The following is a 16,893-nucleotide window of genomic DNA, read 5'->3' as shown; positions in this document are numbered from 1 at the left end:
TACACAGGTTCCTGCTATCAATTTCATGCCACGGCGCGCGGCGGCGCCAGTCTAGAGCCTGGCCTGCGGCAATGCCAGACCGCTTGTCAGGGCCAGGCCGGTGCCGTCAATAGCCGCGCTGGAAATCCACTTCGCCGCGCAAGCCTTGCCCGCTCGCGTAGGCCCGCACGTTCTCGGCGAACAACTGCACCATCGCCAGCGGCGAGGTCGGCGCCGAACTGTGCCCGGTCAGCAGCAGGCCCCAGGCGGTCCAGAACGGATGGCGCGGTGGCAGTGGCTCCTGGCGGCAGACATCGATCACCGCCCCGGCCAGATGACCGAGCTTGAGCGCCTCGACCAGGTCGGCATCGACCACCGCAGCGCCGCGACCGGCGTTGATGAACAGCGCCGTCGGCTGAAAGCGCTGAAACAGCGCAGCGTCGTAGAGATCATGGGTCGCTGGGGTGTCCGGCAGCAGGTTGAGCACATAATCCACCTCAGCCACCAGACGCGACAGCTCGGCCAGGCCCGCCACTTCAACGAACGGTGCCTGGGTACGGGCGCTGCTGGCGATGCCGTACAGCGTCACGCCGAACGGCACGAGCAGCTCGGCCACCCGCTGGCCGATGTCGCCGGTGCCGACGATCAGTACCTTGCGCCCTTGCAGGCTGCGCGCGGGGCGCTCGTCCCAGCGTCGTTCGACCTGGCTGACCAGGCGCGGCAGTACCTCGCGCTCATGGCCGAGCATGTAGGTCAGCATGTACTCGGCCATGACCTGACCAAAGATGCCCACGGCGCGGGTCAAGCGGTAGTCGCGTGGCAAGCCCGCTGCCAGCAATGGCGTGATGCCGGCCCAGGTCGACTGCATCCACTGCGGCGTGTGACCCTGGCGCAGCAGACTGGCCAGCAGGTCTGGCTGCCCAAGCCAGATATCGCATTGCGGCGCCTGGCGGGCCAGCACGGCAGAGTCGTCGCTGGTGAGCACAGACAGCTCGGGCAGGGCTTCGTGCAGGAGTTGGCAATAGCGAGCGTGGTCGTGCTCGGCGATCAGGACGCGCACGCTCAGGCCGGGTCGTTGCGGCGGAGCAGTTCTTCAGGCAGATGCTCGATGTAGTCGTCATCCGGCGGCGGCATCTGCAGGTGGTAACCTTGCTTGTCGAGGTTGTCCAGGACCTTGACGATATCCTCGCGGGCCAGCTTGCGCTCGGGTGTCAGCACCAGGTCGAAGGCGTGGATCGGCGTGCCGAAAAACGGCAGCAGCGCTTCGGGCACCCGCTCCAGTCCTTCGGACTTGAGCACGTAGAGGTACATTTCGTTCTTGCGCGGGCTCTTGTAGATCGAGCAGATACGTTTCATTGCTTGTCTCCGGCGCCTGCCAGATCGTCCAGCAGGGCCTGGCCCATGCGCTCACGGCGCCAGCCGCGCAGCGAATCGGGCAGTTTATAGGGGCCATTGGGATAGCCGCTCTTGAGCAGTGCTTCCAGGGCTTTCTTGCGCAGCATCAGTTCGGGGGCGATCCCCAGGCGCTCGCCTTCGGCCTGGCCGATCGCGCGCAGCCGCTTGAGCACGCCTGCGGCCTCGATCGGCAGCGGTTCGGGCAACGGCTCTGGCCATTGCTCGGGCGGCAGGCTGGCGGCGCGCTTGATCAATTCGAGCAGCGTGGCACCGTCCTGGCGAATGGTACGCGGGTGCATTTCATCGATCTTGGCCAGCGCCGTGAGGTTGTCGGGTTGGCTCTTGGCCATGGGCCACAGCGAGTGTTCCTTGAGGATACGGTTGCGCGGCACGTCGCGGCTGCGTGCTTCGCGTTCGCGCCAGGCACACAGCTCGCGCAACACGGCCAGTTGCTGGCGGCCGAGCTTCCAGGCGAGCTTGACGTCGCGGTACAGTGCCTGCGGCTCCACTTCGCGGCGCAGCGCGGCCACCAGCTCGGCGCCATCGTCGAGCACCCAAGCGTATTTGTCCTCGGATAGCCGCGGGCGCAGAGCGGCGAACAGCTCTGCCAGGTGCACGGCATCTTCGGCGGCATAGCTGACCTGGGTGTCGGACAACGGTCGTTGCAGCCAGTCGGAGCGCGTTTCACCTTTGGGCAGCTCGATCCCGAGCACCTCCTGGACCAGACGCGAATAGCCCATGGAGAAGCCCAGGTTCAGATAGCCGGCGGCCAACTGGGTGTCGAACAACGGCTGCGGCAGCTTGCCGGTCAGGCGCAGCAGCACCTCCAGGTCTTCGCTGCAGGCATGCAGCACCTTGACCACGCGCTTGTCCTCGAGCAAGTCAGCCAATGGCTGCCAGTTGCCGACCCGCAACGGATCGATCAGGAAAGCCCGCTGCCCGTCCCCGACCTGGATCAGGCCGGCCTTGGGGTAGAAGGTATCGACCCGCATGAATTCCGTGTCGAGTGCCACGAACGGCAATTCTCGCCAGCTGCGGCAATGCTCGGCCAGGGTCTGGTCGTCTAGGATCCAGTGAATGTCGATGGCCACAAGGCTCTCCCGCTAACGTTGGCGCGCAGTATATACGGCGCGGGCCTTGCGGGTGAAACCCGCACCCTGTCTGTAGGAAATCAACCGCCTCAGCGCTGGGCAGCCAACCACGGCCGGCAGCTGGCGAACAGGTCCAGCGACGGCTGGTAGACCGCGCTGTGCACTTGCAGCAGGCCGAGCATGGAGTGAAACAGGTTGTCCTGAGACAGCGGCGCATCGCGCAGCTTGCCAAGGCAATCGGTGTCCACGGCGAAGTCGGCCTTGTAGCTGTCGGAGAACCACAGCAGCAAGGGCACATGCTTTTGCTGCTCAGGGGCGATGGCGTACGGCGTGCCGTGCAGGAACAGGTTGTACTCGCCCAGCGATTCGCCGTGGTCGGACAGGTAGATCAGCGCGGTATCGACCTCGGCCTGTTTGCTGCGCAAGGTGTCGATCAGCCCTGCCAGCACCTGGTCGGTGTAGGCCAGGGTGTTGTCGTAGCCATTGATGATCTGCTCCTCGCTGCACTGGTTCAGCGCATTGCTGCGGCACACCGGGGTGAAGCGCTCGCTGCCGGCCGGGTAGCGCTTGTAGTACTCAGGGCCGTGGCTGCCCATCTGGTGCAGCACCAGCACGGTGTCCTGGTCGAGGTGGTCGATCAATGCATCCAGGCCCTGCAGCAGAATCTCATCATGGCATTCGCCGCTGGCGCACCATTGCGCGTCCTTGAGCTTGCCGACATCGATGAACTGCACGCGGTCGCAGGTGCCTTTGCAGCCTGATTGGTTGTCACGCCACTGCACGGCAAGCCCTGCGCGCTGCAAGATATCCAGCAGCCCCTCGCGGTTCTTGGCCACTCGAGGGTCGTAATCCTTGCGCGGCATGCCGGAAAACATGCAAGGCACCGATACTGCGGTTTCGGTACCGCACGAATGCACATCGGTAAAGCTCAACAGGCCTTGTTCCTTGGCCAGATTCGGCGTGGTATCGCGGGTATAACCCAGCACGCCGAAATGATCGGCGCGGGCACTTTCACCCACCACCAGTACGGTCAAGGACTTGCGCTGATGTTTCTGCCAGGCCACATCGCGCTTGGCATCCTCGCCATAGGACTGGAACGGCCGCGCTGCCGTGCCGACCCGCTCACTGACATAACTGAACGAGGCACCGACGATATTGCTCGGCGTGAGCATCAAGCGCAGTTCGTGGTGATTGCGAAACAGCGACGACAACCCTTGATAATTGACCAGGGCCACCGAACCCACGGCAACCACACAGGCGCCGCCGACCACCAGCTTGCCGAGGATCTCGCGGTGCCAGGATCGGTAGGCGATAGGCGCCCGCCATAACAGCACCGAAGGCAGTACGCCGAGCAGCAAGAGATAGCCGGCAAACTTCAATGAGAGTAAATCGCGTACTTCCGCCAGATTGGTTTCAGCGATGTTTCTAAACATGCCGGCATCGATAAGTACGCCGTATTGATTCATGAAATAGGCCGCACTTGCACCGCTCATGAACAGCACAATCAATAGCGGTTTCAATACATAGCGAAAGGCAACCAGGGTTAACACCAAGTTGAACGCGAACAGCATGATCACCGCGAATGCCAGAACCAGCCAAAGCCCCGGCAGGCCGGGCGCAACCAGTTGTTCAAGGTGTTCCCACAAGAACACATTCAGGCCAAGTAGCAGGTACAAGCTGGCCAACAACGTGACCCATTCGGTCCGCAGCGGTTTTAAGGTGAGCATGGGCATTCGCAGTCGAAAATGGAGGTTAGCGCCGCAGGCAAATCAGCACCCGGACAAGTTGGCGAGACTGTAAAAAGCGCGCCATCAATTTTTCGTGAAAAAGACGCTAACAAATTCGTGATAGCGCAGCTGTTTACAATTTTTCACCGGTCGTTCAGCTGCCATTCAGTCGGCGCCAGCGCACGGCGTGGATTTCAACCGGGGGCAAACAGGGCTATCCTCAGGGTCAGGCCTTTATCGATACCCCAACCGAGGTGAAGAAATGCCAGTTCCGCACGATTTACTCGCTGACCTGCACGTGACCGCCGAACGCTTCCAGGCGCTGATAGACAAGGACCAGACGCTGCACGCGCTGCACAAGGAGTACAACGCCAAGGACAAGGAGGTGCTGGCGGCAGAAGGCAACGGCACCAACGATGACACGGTCAACCGTCTGCGCAAGGAACGCTTGCTGATCAAGGACAAGATCGAACGGATCCTCCACCCCCCGAAAGCCTGATCCCCCCTGAATTCATCCGCCTTGCGGGCGTGCCGGACCACCGGCCGGCCCGCACGGCGCGCAGCGTCGCCGTCACTGCCCCGCCGCCGCCCGCAACGCACCGTCGAGGTCGTCGATCAGGTCGCGGTAGTCCTCAAGCCCCACCGACAGGCGCAGCAGGTTTTCGCTGATGCCCATCTCGCTTTTTTGCTGCGCGCTGAGCGAATTGTGCGACATGCTCCAGGAGTGGTTGATCATGCTCTCGACCCCGCCCAGCGAATCCGCCAGCACGAAGATCTGCAGGGCCTCGATCAGGCGGTTGAGCGCTGCGCGATCGCCATTTTTGACCTTCATCGCCACCACTGCCCCGCCACTGCGCATCTGCCGCTGGCACAGCGCATGCTGTGGATGGCTTTCGAGCCCCGGATAGAACACCTGCTCGACCTGTGGATGGCCCTGGAGAAAACGCGCCACGTGCAGGGCGTTGGCGCACTGGCGTTCCATGCGTACGTCCAGGGTCTTCAAGCCGCGCAGTGCCAGGTAGCAATCGAACGGCCCCTGGATCGCCCCTACGGCCATGCTGATCTTGCGCAGGCGCGCCAGCAACGCCTCGTTGGCCGCCACCACCACGCCACCGGTCAAGTCTGAATGGCCGCCAATGTACTTGCTCGCCGAGTGCATCACCAGGTCAACCCCGAGGGTGATCGGGCGTTGATTCCAAGGCGAGCAGAAGGTGTTGTCGATACAGGTGAGAATGCCGCGCTCGCGCGCCAAGTCGCACACCGCCTTGATATCGACCAGGTGCAGCAAGGGATTGGTCGGCGATTCGATCCAGATCAATTGGGTCTGGGCGGTGATCGCTGCCGCCACGGCCTCGGTATCATTGAGGTCGACGTAGGTGGTGGTCAGGCCCGAGGTCCGTGAGCGGTAGTCCTCGAGGAGACGAAACGTGCCGCCATACACCCCGTTCATCACCACCACGTGGGCGTCCTTGGGCAGCAGCTCCAGCACCGTGGCCGTGGCATTGACCCCCGAGGCACAGGCGACTGCGCCGACCCCCTCCTCCAGCGCAGCCACGCAGCTCTCGTAGGCATGTCGGGTCGGGTTGCCGACACGGCTGTAGGCATATTCCGGATGATCGTCGAGGCTGCGTTTGATATACGAGCTGGCGGTGTAGATGGGAGGAAAGATGGCGTTATCGGCGACACCGAACTGCTCGCCAGCGTGGATGGTGCGGGTGGCGAAGTTACGCGGCTTGTCGGACATGGGCGGGCCTATGGGCAGGATAGCGCGGGGTTTGGGCCTGCCACTATGGCAATAAACCCTGCGCGGCGGCAATGTCTGGCCATGAAGGAATAGTTTTCTAAAAGAGGTATAGTCCGGAGAAGATTTTCCCAAACGGTTCGCCTCTCGATGGACACCTTCGACCAGCACATCCTCACCCTGCTGCAGCGCGATGCCTCAATGTCGCTCAAAGACCTGGCCGAAGCCGTGAATCTCTCGACCACGCCGTGCTGGAAACGGGTCAAACGCCTCGAAGAAGACGGCTACATCATCGGCCGGGTGGCCCTACTGGACCCCGTAAGGCTGGGCCTGGGGCTGACGGTTTTCGTCCAGCTGAAAACCCAGCGCCACGACAGCGCGTGGCTCGAGCGATTTGCCGCAACGGTCAACGCATTCGAAGAGGTCATGGAGTTCTATCGCATGTCGGGCGATTGGGACTACATGCTGCGGGTGGTGGTCGCTGACATCGCCGCTTACGACCGCTTCTACAAGAAGCTCATCACCCGGACAGAAGGGCTATCGAACATCACCTCGAGTTTCGCCATGGAGCAAATGAAATACACCACGGCGTTTCCGGTGCATCGAACCTGAGCGGGGCTGGACATGGCTGGCATTGACTACCCATGACCAGCTCCGCTGCGGCTCAATCGCCAGCCTGCACCGTCTGGATGCGGTTGCCGGCTTTGGCTTTCTGTAACTTGATGGCGATGAATTTGGATGTCGGCGTGTACGTCCCTTCGCCATAACTCTCCAACGGCACCAGCGGATTGGTTTCCGGGTAATAGGCTGCCGCTTGCCCGTCCGGAATGTCGTAGGCGACCAGACGAAAGCCTGAGACGCGCCGTTCGATACCGTCTTCCCACAACGACACGATGTCCACCAGCTCATCAGGTTCGAAGCCCAGGCGACGGATGTCGGCTGCGCTCACGAACACCACCTCACGCAGGCCGAACACGCCACGATAGCGGTCATCGAGCCCATACAAGGTGGTGTTGTACTGATCGTGCGAACGCATGGTCTGCAAGATTAGATCCGGCTTGTCGCCGCGCTCCAGCACCTTGGCGTTGATCAGCGTGTCCGGCAGCGTCAGCGGCATGAAGCGGGCTTTGCCGGTGGCAGTGCGGAACTGCCGATCGGCAGCGCTGTTGCCCAGGTGGAAGCCGCCGGGCTGTTGCAGGCGCTGGTTGAAGTCGGCGAAGCCGGGAATGACATCGGCGATCATGCTGCGGATGCGGTCGTAGTCGGCCACCGCGTACTCCCAGTCGATCGGCTGGTTACCCAGCACCGCCTTGGCCATGCCGGCAACGATCCATGGCTCCGAACGCATGTGCGGCGAGCGCGGGCGCAGCTGGCCATTGGAAATGTGCACCATGCTGAAGGTGTCTTCGACGGTAACGCCCTGCGGCCCCTCGGCTTGCAGATCGATCTCGGTACGGCCCAGGCACGGCAGTATCAGCGCATCGCGGCCAGTGACCAGGTGCGAGCGGTTGAGCTTGGTGGAGATCTGCACCGTCAGCGCGCAGTTACGCAGCGCCGCATGGGTGCGTGGCGTGTCAGGCGTGGCTTGGGCGAAGTTGCCGCCCAAGGCGATGAACACCTTGGCCAAACCTTGCTCCATGGCCTTGATCGCCAGCACCGCGTTGTGCCCCTCGGCACGCGGTACGCGAAACTTGAAGCGTTTTTCCAGGGCATCGAGCAGCGCCGGCTTGGGCTTTTCATCGATGCCCATGGTGCGATCGCCCTGCACATTGCTGTGGCCGCGCACCGGCGACAACCCGGCCCCGGGTTTGCCGACATTGCCACGCAGCAACTGCAGGTTGACGATCTCCTGCACGATCGCCACCGAATGACGGTGTTGGGTAACGCCCATGGCCCAGCACATGATGACCCGCTCGGCCTTGCGATACATGCGCGCCGCCAACTCGATCTCGGCCAGGGTCAGCCCCGACTGTTCGACGATGTGCGCCCACGAGGTGGCATCCAGCGCCGCCAGGTAATCGTCCAGGCCACTGGTGTGCTCGGCGATGAAAGCGTGGTCGAACACCGCAGGTTCGCCGTTGGCCTGGGCCTCGCGTTCCCACTGCAGCAGATACTTGGCGATACCGCGCATGGCAGCAAGATCGCCGCCCAACGCTGGGCGGAAGTAGGCACTGGAGGTCGGTTCGGAGCCGTTGCTGAGCATTTCCAGCGGGTGCTGAGGGTGCTGGAAACGCTCCAGGCCGCGCTCCTTGAGCGGGTTGAAACACACCACCTGGGCGCCGCGCTTGACCGCTTCGCGAAGTGGTTCGAGCATGCGCGGGTGGTTGGTGCCAGGGTTCTGGCCGATCACGAAGATGGCATCGGCCAGCGCCAGGTCGTCATACACCACGGTGCCCTTGCCCACCCCCAGGGTCTGCGCCATGGCCACTCCGCTGGCTTCGTGGCACATGTTCGAGCAATCGGGGAAATTGTTGGTGCCATAGGCGCGCACGAACAACTGATAGAGGAACGCTGCTTCATTGCTGGCCCGCCCCGAGGTGTAGAATTCGGCCTGATCAGGTGAGTCGAGCGCACGCAGGTGCTGGGCGATCAACTCGAACGCTTGCTGCCAGGTGGTTTCGACGTAGTGATCGCTCGCTGCGTCATAACGCATCGGATGGGTTAGCCGACCTTGATACTCAAGCCAGTAATCGGTCTGTTCGCGCAGCGCGCTGACGCTGTACCTGGCGAAGAATGCCGGATCCACCGAGCGCCCGGTGGCCTCCCAATTGACCGCCTTGGCGCCGTTCTCGCAGAACTTGACCATGTCGCTTTCCGACGACTCGCCCCATGCGCAGCCGGGGCAGTCGAAGCCGCCGTTCTGATTGGTCTTGAGCATGGCGCGCAGGTTCTTGAAGGCGTTGTCGCTGCCCAACCAGCTCTTGGTCACGCTCTTGAGCGCACCCCAGCCGGCGGCCGGGCCTTTGTAGTCCCTGATATGTTCGTCCTGGCTCATGCGGTCACTCCTCACACTGCAGTGCTTTTTTAAAGCCTATGGAGCCTCGGGTAGAGCCGTCCAATCGATACGCCCTACACCTTGATAAGCGCCTTCGATGAGCGTTGGACCACAGGCGCCTAAATACGGTCAAACCCTTGTACCGGCGGCGCGAGGCCGTGATAGAGGGGATTGATCGGGCAGTCAGGTAAAGCGATTTGACGGCGTAGGCCACACCCTATAGCTTGATCCGATCGTCCCCCTTTCTTCGAGTGCCTACGTGGAACAGAACAGTCGGGCCCTGATCGACGGCTACAACCGGAAAATCGACTACCTGCGGATGTCGGTCACCGACCGCTGCGACTTCCGCTGCGTCTACTGCATGGCTGAAGACATGCAATTCCTGCCGCGTCAGCAGATCCTCAGCCTCGAAGAACTGTTCCAGGTGGCCGAACGCTTCGTGGCCCTGGGCACGCGCAAGATTCGCCTGACCGGCGGCGAACCACTGGTGCGCCAGGGCATCGTCGATCTGTGCGGGCGCATCGCCGCCCTGCCCGGGTTGCGCGAGCTGTGCATGACCAGCAATGGCTCACAGCTCGGGCGCCTGGCCCAGCCGCTGTTCGATGCCGGGCTCACCCGCCTGAACATCAGCCTCGACAGCCTCGATGCCGAGCGTTTCAAGCAACTGACCCGCACCGGCGATCTGGCCCAGGTGATCGCCGGCATTGACGCCGCGCGCCAGGCCGGGTTCAAGCGCACCAAGCTCAACTGCGTGGTGCTCAAGGGCCGCAACGACCATGAGCTGGTCGACCTGGTGCGTTTTGCCGTCGACCGTGAGCTGGATATCACCTTCATCGAAGAGATGCCGCTGGGGGTGATCGACGAACACGAGCGCGGCGAGTCGTTCTGCTCCAGCGAAGAGGTGCGTGAGCGCCTGGCCGAGCATTTCACCCTGGTCGAATCGACCGAGTCGTCCCAAGGGCCGGCGCGCTACTGGCGCCTGGCCGAAGCCGCTGGCACTCGGGTAGGCTTCATCTCGCCGCACAGCCACAACTTCTGCGCCACTTGCAACCGCGTGCGGCTCACGGTCGAGGGCCGGCTGTTGCTGTGCCTGGGCAACGAGCACTCGATGGACCTCAAGCAGGTGTTGCGCGCCCACCCTGGCGACAGCGCCCGGCTGGAGCAGGCGATCCGCGATTCGCTGCACTTGAAGCCCTACCGTCATCACTTCGAGGTCGGTGGCGAGGTGCAGATCCTGCGCTTCATGAACATGACCGGCGGCTGACCGCGCCGTTTCGAGATTGCCATGATCGTCCACCCCCGCCCTGACGTGTTGCGCGTGCTGTTCACCCTCAAGGGCTCGATCATCAAGCGCATCGCCTTGCGCTGCCTGATGGTGACGGTGCTGGCTGCGTTGATCGTGCTGGTCGAGCGGCATTTCCCGGCGTTCTTCTATCCCGTCAGCGCCACCCCGTTCACCCTGCTGGGGCTGTCGCTGTCGATCTTCATGAGCTTTCGCAACAACGCCTGCTACGACCGCTGGTGGGAGGGTCGCAAGGCATGGGGCACGTTGATCATCGAAACCCGCTCGTTCATTCGCCAAAGCGTGGCGATTGCCGATGCGCCGTTGCGTGCCGAACTGCTGCGCAGCCTCTGCGCCTTCGCCCATGGCCTGAATGCGCGGCTGCGCAACGAGTGCGAGTCGAATGCCACCCGGGCATGGCTGAGCCAGGCCGCACCCGTGGCCGCGCACAATGTCTGCAATGGCATCCTGGACAGCATCGGTAGCCAGTGTTCGCAACTGGCGCAGCAGGGGCAGATCAGTGAGTGGCGCTATACCTTGCTGGAGCAGCGCCTGGCCGGCTTGACGCAAGTGCAGGCCACCTGCGAACGGATCAAGGGGTCGCCGCTGCCGTTTCCCTACACCCTGCTGCTGCACCGCACCATCTATATCTTCTGCCTGCTGCTGCCGTTCGCCCTTGCCGAGCCGCTGGGCTGGCTGGCGCCGCTGTTCACGACCTTGGTCAGCTATACGTTCTTCGGGCTCGATGCGATCGGCAACGAGCTGGAAGATCCGTTCGGGCGCGATGAGAATGATCTGCCAATGGATGCCCTGGTGCGCACCGTCGAGCGCGATGTGCTGGCGGCGCTGGGGGTCGAGCCACTGCCGCCGGCCTTGCTCCCGGTCGATTACGTGTTGAGCTGAACGGCGTGGCGAACACTAGGCGCGGCTGGGGCAGGCCTGGATCGGTTTCAGATGCTTGACGAAATTACACGGCCGGTGCCGCGCATCGAGTTGCTCGACCAGGATGCCTTCCCAGGCAGTGCGGCAAGCGCCCGTGGAACCGGGCATGCAACACACCAGGGTGCCGTTGGATATCCCGGCCAGTGCCCGGCTCTGCAGGGTCGAACTGCCCACATCGAGAATCGACAACGCGCGGAACAGCTCGCCGAAGCCATCGATGCTACGCTCGAGCAGACACTGCACGGCCTCGGGCGTGTTATCGCGCGCAGTGAAGCCGGTGCCGCCGGTGATCAGCACCACCTGTACGGCGTCATCGGCGATCCAGGTCGCCACCTGGGCGCGGATCTTGTACAGATCGTCCTTCAGCAGGGCACGCGCTACCAGGCGATGGCCGACGTCCACCGCACGGCTGGCCAGCAAGGCCCCGGAGGTATCGGTATCGAAACTGCGGGTATCGCTGACCGTCAGTACAGCAATATTGAGCGGCACGAAGACTGCGTCGGGTTGCACGCGCACGGCAAGGGCTCCTTGAATGACCTGCGCGTCACGCTAGAGCCAAGCCTGGCAGGCGTCCAATCGAAATGCCGATTCGGTCGATCAATGACATCTATCGCCGACGTGGGTTAAGGTCTGCACAACCGAACGCCAGGCACCCCCATGGACATCAAGCAGCTCAAGTTCCTCATCGCCCTCGACCAGACCCGCCACTTCGGCCAGGCCGCAGCGCTGTGCCATATCACCCAACCGACCCTGTCGATGCGCCTGCGCAACCTCGAAGATGAACTGGACCTGGTGCTGGTCAAGCGCGGGCAGCGCTTCGAGGGTTTCACCGAAGCCGGTGAGCGCATCCTGGCCTGGGCGCGCACCCTGTTGGCCGCTCACGATGGCCTACAGGCCGAGGCCGCCAGCTGCCGGGGCCAGGTGGTCGGTAGCCTGCGCCTGGGCACGGTGCCGCTGGCCAGCTTCAACCCCATGCACCTGCTGTTGCCACTGCGCGAGAAATACCCCGAGCTGCACTTTCAGCTCAGCTCGCACAGCACCGAGCAGATCATGGACGGCCTGAGCCGCAATCAGCTGGACCTGGGCATCTGCTACCTGGACCAGGTCAACGCCAATTTCTTCGAAGTGATCGAGCTGGGGACTACCACCATGGGCCTGTTGTTCGACACGCAACATTTTCAGTTCGACGTCGACAGCCTGCGCTGGGATGCGCTGGGCGATATTCCCCTGGGCTTGTTGAGCAAGGGCATGCACTACCGCCAGTCGTTGGATCTGAGCTTGCGCAGCCGTGGCCTGGCGCCGAACGCGGTGCTGGAAAGCGACTCGACGTTCCAGCTGATCCAGGCCATCAACGCCGGCGTGTGCTGCGCGATCATGCCGCTGGGATGCGGCCTGGAAGGCCTCAGCGAGCACATGCGCATCATCCCCATTGCCGAAGCCAGCATCCTCAGCCCGGTGGGTCTGCTGCTGCGACGCAGCGAGCCCCGCTCGGCCATCGCCGAGCAGTGCTTCGACGAAGCGCGCGCCCTGTTCGGCAAAGACTGATCGGCTGCGGGCCGGGCTGGATCAGCGGTAACGCTCGAGCCAGTGGGCATACGGCGCCGGCAGGGTCCACGAAGCCTTGTCCACGCCCAGTTCCTTGGCGGCGAAGTACGCCCAGTGTGGATCGGCCAGGTGCGCGCGACCTACCGAGACCAGATCGAGCTGATTGGCTTGCAGCGCTTGCTCGGCCAGCTGCGGCGTACCAAAGCCCCAGGCCGAAGTTACCGGCAAGCCCGCCTCGCGGCGCACGCGCTCGGCGACCGGCCCCATGAAGGCCGGGCCCCATGGAATGTTGGTTTGCGGAATAGTAAAGCCGACGCTGACGCTCAGCAGGTCCAGGCCGCCGGCCTTGAAACGACGCGCCAGCTCGATCGACTCTTGCAACGTCTGCTCATCACGGCCGTCATACTCGATCACGCCGAAACGCGCGGTCAGTGGCAGATTTTCCGGCCAGACCTCGCGCACCGCCGCCAGGGTTTCGAGCAGGAAGCGGCTACGGTTGTCGAAGCTGCCACCATAGGCATCGGTGCGCTTGTTGGAATGCTCGGAGAAGAAGCTCTGGCCCAGGTAACCGTGGGCGAAGTGCAGCTCGATCCATTCGAAACCGGCATCACGTGCGCGACGCGCCGCATCGACGAAGTCCTGCTTGACCCGGGCGATGTCGTCCAGGGTCATGGCACGTGGCACCTTGGGCAGGTGCTCACCAAAGGCGATGGCCGACGGTGCGATGGTTTCCCAGCCGCGGGCATCGTCGCTGGCGATATGGTCATCCCCTTCCCACGGGCGATTGGCGCTAGCCTTGCGCCCGGCATGGGCGATCTGGATGCCCGGCACGGAGCCGGCCGCCTTGATCGCCTGCACCACGGGCACGAAAGCCTGGGCATGGGCGTCGCTCCAGATCCCCGCGCAGCCGGGGGTGATGCGGCCTTCCGGTGCCACGGCAGTGGCCTCGACCACCAGCAACCCGGCACCGCCGCGTGCCATGCTGGCCAAGTGCACGTGATGCCAGTCGTTGATCATGCCGTCTTCGGCCGAGTACTGGCACATTGGCGGAATGGCGATGCGGTTACGCAAGGTAATGTCTTTGAGCGTATAGGGTTGGAACAAGGCAGCCATGGGTCACTCCAGATCAGTTGGAATACGATTGTTCGATCATAATCGAACTATGGCAATTAGTGAAACCCTCGTTATCATGTGCGTTATGCGAGCCTACTCACACCCCAACGCTGAAGACCTGATCCTTGAACGCCTGCTCTATGCGCTGAGCGACCCCGTGCGCCTGGGTATCGTCCGCCACCTGGCCGGCGTGACCGAGGCCAGTTGCGGCGAGCTTGACGGCGGCCGCCCCAAGTCGAGCATGTCCCATCACTTTCGCGTGTTGCGCGACGCCGGCCTGGTGTACACCCGCAATGTCGGCACCACGCACATGAATTCGCTGCGCAGCCAGATGCTCGCCGAGCGTTTTCCCGGCCTGCTGGACTGCATCCTCAGTCAAGATTGACCGCGCCTGGCGTAGCAGCGTTCGATCGGCCAAAAAAAACCACGGGGCAGCCCGTGGTTTTTTGTGACAACCCTGGCCGCTTACAGCGCCATGTCGTTCTCTGGCTTGCTTTCCACTGCCTGGCTCGGCGCCACGGTGCTTTCGACGCTTTCATCGATCACCGGCGGCTTGGCCAGCTGCAGCACCTCGGCGGTGTAGTTCCACTCTTTCTGGGTGGCCGCTGCCGAGTCATTGAGCTTGGTGCCGTAGCTAGGCACGATTTCCTTGATCTTGGCCTGCCACTCAGGGGTAGCGACCTTCTCCTTGAATACCGTTTCCAGCACGTTGAGCATGATCGGCGCCGCAGTCGAAGCACCCGGCGAGGCGCCCAGCAGACCGGCGATGGTGCGGTCCTGCGATGCAACCACTTCGGTACCCAGCTTCAGTACGCCGCCCTTGTCTTCGTCGCGCTTGATGATCTGCACGCGCTGACCGGCCTGCCACAGTTTCCAGTCTTCCTTCTTGGCGTTCGGGAAGTAGGTACGCAGGGCTTCGAAGCGATCGTCATCCGACAGCATCAGCTGGCCGGCGAGGTACTCGACCAGTGGGTACTGATCGATACCAACCTTGGTCATCGGCCACACGTTGTGGGTCGTGGTGCTGCTCAGCAGGTCCAGGTACGAGCCGTTCTTCAGGAACTTGGTCGAGAAGGTGGCGAATGGGCCAAACAGGATCACGCGCTTGCCGTCCAGCACGCGGGTATCCAGGTGCGGAACCGACATGGGCGGTGCACCCGTGGAGGCAATGCCGTAGGCCTTGGCCATGTGCTGCATGGCAACGGTCGGGTTCTCGGTCACCAGGAACGAGCCACCCACCGGGAAGCCTGCGTATTCCTTGGCTTCCGGAATGCCGGACTTCTGCAGCAGCTTCAGCGCACCACCACCTGCACCGATGAACAGGAACTTGGCGTCGGTCGCCGACTTGCTGCCGTCCTTGAGGTTCTTGTACTCGACGTGCCAGGAGCCGTCTTCGTTGCGGCTGATGTCCTGGACTTCGCTCGACAGCTTCAGGTCGAAGCCTTGCTGGGTCTGCAGGTGGCCAACGAACTGACGGGTGATTTCGCCGAAGTTGACGTCGGTGCCGATCGGCGTCCAGGTGACCGCAAGCTTCTGGCTCGGATCACGGCCTTCCATCATCAGCGGGACCCACTTGGCGATCTGCGCGTGGTCCTCGGAGTACTGCATAGGACGGAACAGCGGGCTTGCCTGCAGTGCCTCGTAGCGCTTCTTGAGGAACTTGATGTTGTCATCGCCCCAGACGAAGCTCATGTGCGGGGTGGTGTTGATGAACGAGTGCGGGTTCTTCAGCACGCCCTGACGAACCTGCCACGACCAGAACTGACGGGAGATCTGGAAGGCTTCGTTGATTTCGATGGCCTTGGAGATGTTGATGTTGCCGTCTTTGTCTTCCGGGGTGTAGTTCAGCTCAGCCAGCGCAGAGTGGCCGGTACCGGCGTTGTTCCAGCCGTTGGAGCTTTCCTCGGCGACGCCGTCCAGGCGCTCGACCATTTCCATCGACCAGCTTGGCTCCAGCTCATGCAGCCACACGGCCAGGGTCGAGCTCATGATGCCGCCGCCGACCAGCAGCACATCGACTTTCTTGGTTTCTGCGGCGTGCGCTTGCATGAAGCTCGCAGCGACAGCCAGACCCAGCAAGGTCTTGCCAGCTTTCTTGAACATTGATCAATTCCAGTGTGTAGAACGGAGGTGGGGCCTGTGGCTGGCCCAGGTGTATCGTGTTCTTGCGCGCGGGCTTGTTGTGATCATTGTTCAGCGGCCAGAGAACCAGAAAACGACTCAGGCTTTTGTCGAATTGACCGACAAGGCTGAATCGTTTCGCTGATTGTAACCGAAATGCCAGCACAAACAAATTGCCCGGAACCGGTCAACGTGGTGGGTTGTCTCAGGGCGCCGACGAAGGGTTGATCGCGCTGGAGTGCTCAGCGCAAGTCAATGTGCTCGGCTGCAGAGTTGGGAGGCGGTGAGGTCGGCGCAAACAAAAAACCCCTGACTCCGTGAAGAATCAGGGGTTTTTGCATTATATGTATGGCGGAGAGATAGGGATTTGAACCCTAGGTACTGTTGCCAGTACAACGGATTTCGAATCCGTTTTTGGTCTCGATTATTTTTGGGCAAATTTTATAGAACTCAATGGAATCAGCCACTTCAACTCACCATAACGCAACAGGGTTCCATATCATTCGGGGGATCGATTCCCCCAAAATTCCCCCAAGATCATTAATAAGATTCTGCCATTGGAATGAAGCGCTGGAACCACTCTCCCAGCTGCGCCAGGTCGTAGAGGTGTTTAATTTCCATGCTGAGCTAGATCGTCTAGACGGGTCTGCGCCGCGTGCTGGATCAGCACAGAAAGTCTCGCGACTGCAGAGGCGGAAACCGTTCTCAAAACATCAAGCGACTGAATCAAGCCCTCGGCGCGCGCCTGAGCAAGCAAACAGTCTTCGACACAATCGGAAACCGAAATCTCACTGAGGTGCTTGCGCAGCAGCCCATGTACGAGCGGCGGCAATATGATGCCAGGTACGAATTCTTTACCTCTAGAATCTTCGAGCTGGCCAGTCAAATTGCGCCCTCCCAATTTCAGGTCATTATATGCAGAATCGGGGGGCGGTCTAGCATCCGGTTTCGCTTGGAGCAAA

General features: G+C 62.2%; 15 protein-coding genes. 6 read left to right on the top strand and 9 right to left on the bottom strand.

The window, feature by feature from the left end:
- Positions 1-106 precede the first annotated feature (106 nt).
- The 4 genes from FS665_RS08510 to FS665_RS08495 form a co-directional block, all read right to left on the bottom strand.
- The gene (locus FS665_RS08510) at positions 107-1,039 is read right to left on the bottom strand and encodes a D-2-hydroxyacid dehydrogenase (RefSeq protein WP_145186211.1); all 933 of its coding nucleotides are present in this window, start codon (positions 1,037-1,039) and stop codon (positions 107-109) included.
- Between the two features lie 2 nt (positions 1,040-1,041).
- The gene (locus tag FS665_RS08505; RefSeq protein WP_145186208.1) at positions 1,042-1,335 is read right to left on the bottom strand and encodes a YcgL domain-containing protein; all 294 of its coding nucleotides are present in this window, start codon (positions 1,333-1,335) and stop codon (positions 1,042-1,044) included.
- Complete coding sequence (gene rnd / locus FS665_RS08500; RefSeq protein WP_145186205.1) at positions 1,332-2,465, bottom strand: ribonuclease D; 1,134 nt, start codon at positions 2,463-2,465, stop codon at positions 1,332-1,334. Before rnd ends, FS665_RS08505 begins: the two co-directional genes overlap by 4 nt.
- A gap of 89 nt (positions 2,466-2,554) precedes the next feature.
- Entirely contained in the window at positions 2,555-4,192 is a 1,638-nt protein-coding gene (locus FS665_RS08495; RefSeq protein ID WP_145186202.1) for a phosphoethanolamine transferase, read from the bottom strand.
- A 262-nt stretch (positions 4,193-4,454) separates the two neighbouring features.
- Here FS665_RS08495 and FS665_RS08490 point away from each other — a divergent pair, with 262 nt between their 5' ends.
- Positions 4,455-4,691, top strand: a complete 237-nt coding sequence (locus tag FS665_RS08490; RefSeq protein ID WP_145186199.1) for a YdcH family protein — start codon at positions 4,455-4,457, stop codon at positions 4,689-4,691.
- A 72-nt stretch (positions 4,692-4,763) separates the two neighbouring features.
- Here the strand turns inward: FS665_RS08490 and FS665_RS08485 are convergent, their stop codons facing one another.
- Positions 4,764-5,948 carry a PLP-dependent aspartate aminotransferase family protein gene (locus tag FS665_RS08485; protein WP_145186432.1) on the bottom strand — a complete coding sequence of 395 codons (1,185 nt, stop codon included), beginning with the start codon at positions 5,946-5,948 and terminating at the stop codon, positions 4,764-4,766.
- A gap of 135 nt (positions 5,949-6,083) precedes the next feature.
- Here FS665_RS08485 and FS665_RS08480 point away from each other — a divergent pair, with 135 nt between their 5' ends.
- Positions 6,084-6,545, top strand: coding sequence for an Lrp/AsnC family transcriptional regulator (locus tag FS665_RS08480; RefSeq protein WP_145186196.1), 462 nt, complete (start codon positions 6,084-6,086; stop codon positions 6,543-6,545).
- Positions 6,546-6,597: 52 nt separating this feature from the next.
- Here FS665_RS08480 and FS665_RS08475 read toward each other — a convergent pair whose 3' ends face one another.
- Positions 6,598-8,928, bottom strand: a complete 2,331-nt coding sequence (locus FS665_RS08475; RefSeq protein WP_145186193.1) for an FdhF/YdeP family oxidoreductase — start codon at positions 8,926-8,928, stop codon at positions 6,598-6,600.
- A gap of 259 nt (positions 8,929-9,187) precedes the next feature.
- Between FS665_RS08475 and moaA the strand changes: the two genes are divergently transcribed.
- Both moaA and FS665_RS08465 read left to right on the top strand, forming a co-directional pair.
- Positions 9,188-10,192, top strand: coding sequence for a GTP 3',8-cyclase MoaA (gene moaA / locus FS665_RS08470; protein WP_145186189.1), 1,005 nt, complete (start codon positions 9,188-9,190; stop codon positions 10,190-10,192).
- Between the two features lie 21 nt (positions 10,193-10,213).
- Positions 10,214-11,113, top strand: coding sequence for a bestrophin family protein (locus FS665_RS08465; protein ID WP_145186186.1), 900 nt, complete (start codon positions 10,214-10,216; stop codon positions 11,111-11,113).
- Positions 11,114-11,128: 15 nt separating this feature from the next.
- Here the strand turns inward: FS665_RS08465 and moaB are convergent, their stop codons facing one another.
- The gene (gene moaB / locus FS665_RS08460; RefSeq protein ID WP_145186184.1) at positions 11,129-11,668 is read right to left on the bottom strand and encodes a molybdenum cofactor biosynthesis protein B; all 540 of its coding nucleotides are present in this window, start codon (positions 11,666-11,668) and stop codon (positions 11,129-11,131) included.
- A gap of 141 nt (positions 11,669-11,809) precedes the next feature.
- Between moaB and FS665_RS08455 the strand changes: the two genes are divergently transcribed.
- Positions 11,810-12,697, top strand: a complete 888-nt coding sequence (locus FS665_RS08455; protein WP_145186181.1) for a LysR family transcriptional regulator — start codon at positions 11,810-11,812, stop codon at positions 12,695-12,697.
- A gap of 21 nt (positions 12,698-12,718) precedes the next feature.
- Here FS665_RS08455 and xenA read toward each other — a convergent pair whose 3' ends face one another.
- Positions 12,719-13,810, bottom strand: a complete 1,092-nt coding sequence (xenA, locus tag FS665_RS08450; protein ID WP_145186178.1) for a xenobiotic reductase XenA — start codon at positions 13,808-13,810, stop codon at positions 12,719-12,721.
- Between the two features lie 49 nt (positions 13,811-13,859).
- Here xenA and FS665_RS08445 point away from each other — a divergent pair, with 49 nt between their 5' ends.
- Entirely contained in the window at positions 13,860-14,195 is a 336-nt protein-coding gene (locus FS665_RS08445) for a helix-turn-helix transcriptional regulator (RefSeq protein WP_145186175.1), read from the top strand.
- Between the two features lie 80 nt (positions 14,196-14,275).
- On the opposite strand, the gene mqo is transcribed toward FS665_RS08445, so the two are convergent.
- The gene (gene mqo / locus FS665_RS08440) at positions 14,276-15,913 is read right to left on the bottom strand and encodes a malate dehydrogenase (quinone) (protein WP_145186171.1); all 1,638 of its coding nucleotides are present in this window, start codon (positions 15,911-15,913) and stop codon (positions 14,276-14,278) included.
- Positions 15,914-16,893 lie beyond the last annotated feature (980 nt).

This window comes from Pseudomonas sp. URMO17WK12:I11, from assembly GCF_007677725.1.
GTDB lineage: Bacteria > Pseudomonadota > Gammaproteobacteria > Pseudomonadales > Pseudomonadaceae > Aquipseudomonas.
Note: the sequence above shows the minus strand (reverse complement) of the source record. Positions and strands in the feature narration are given on the sequence as shown.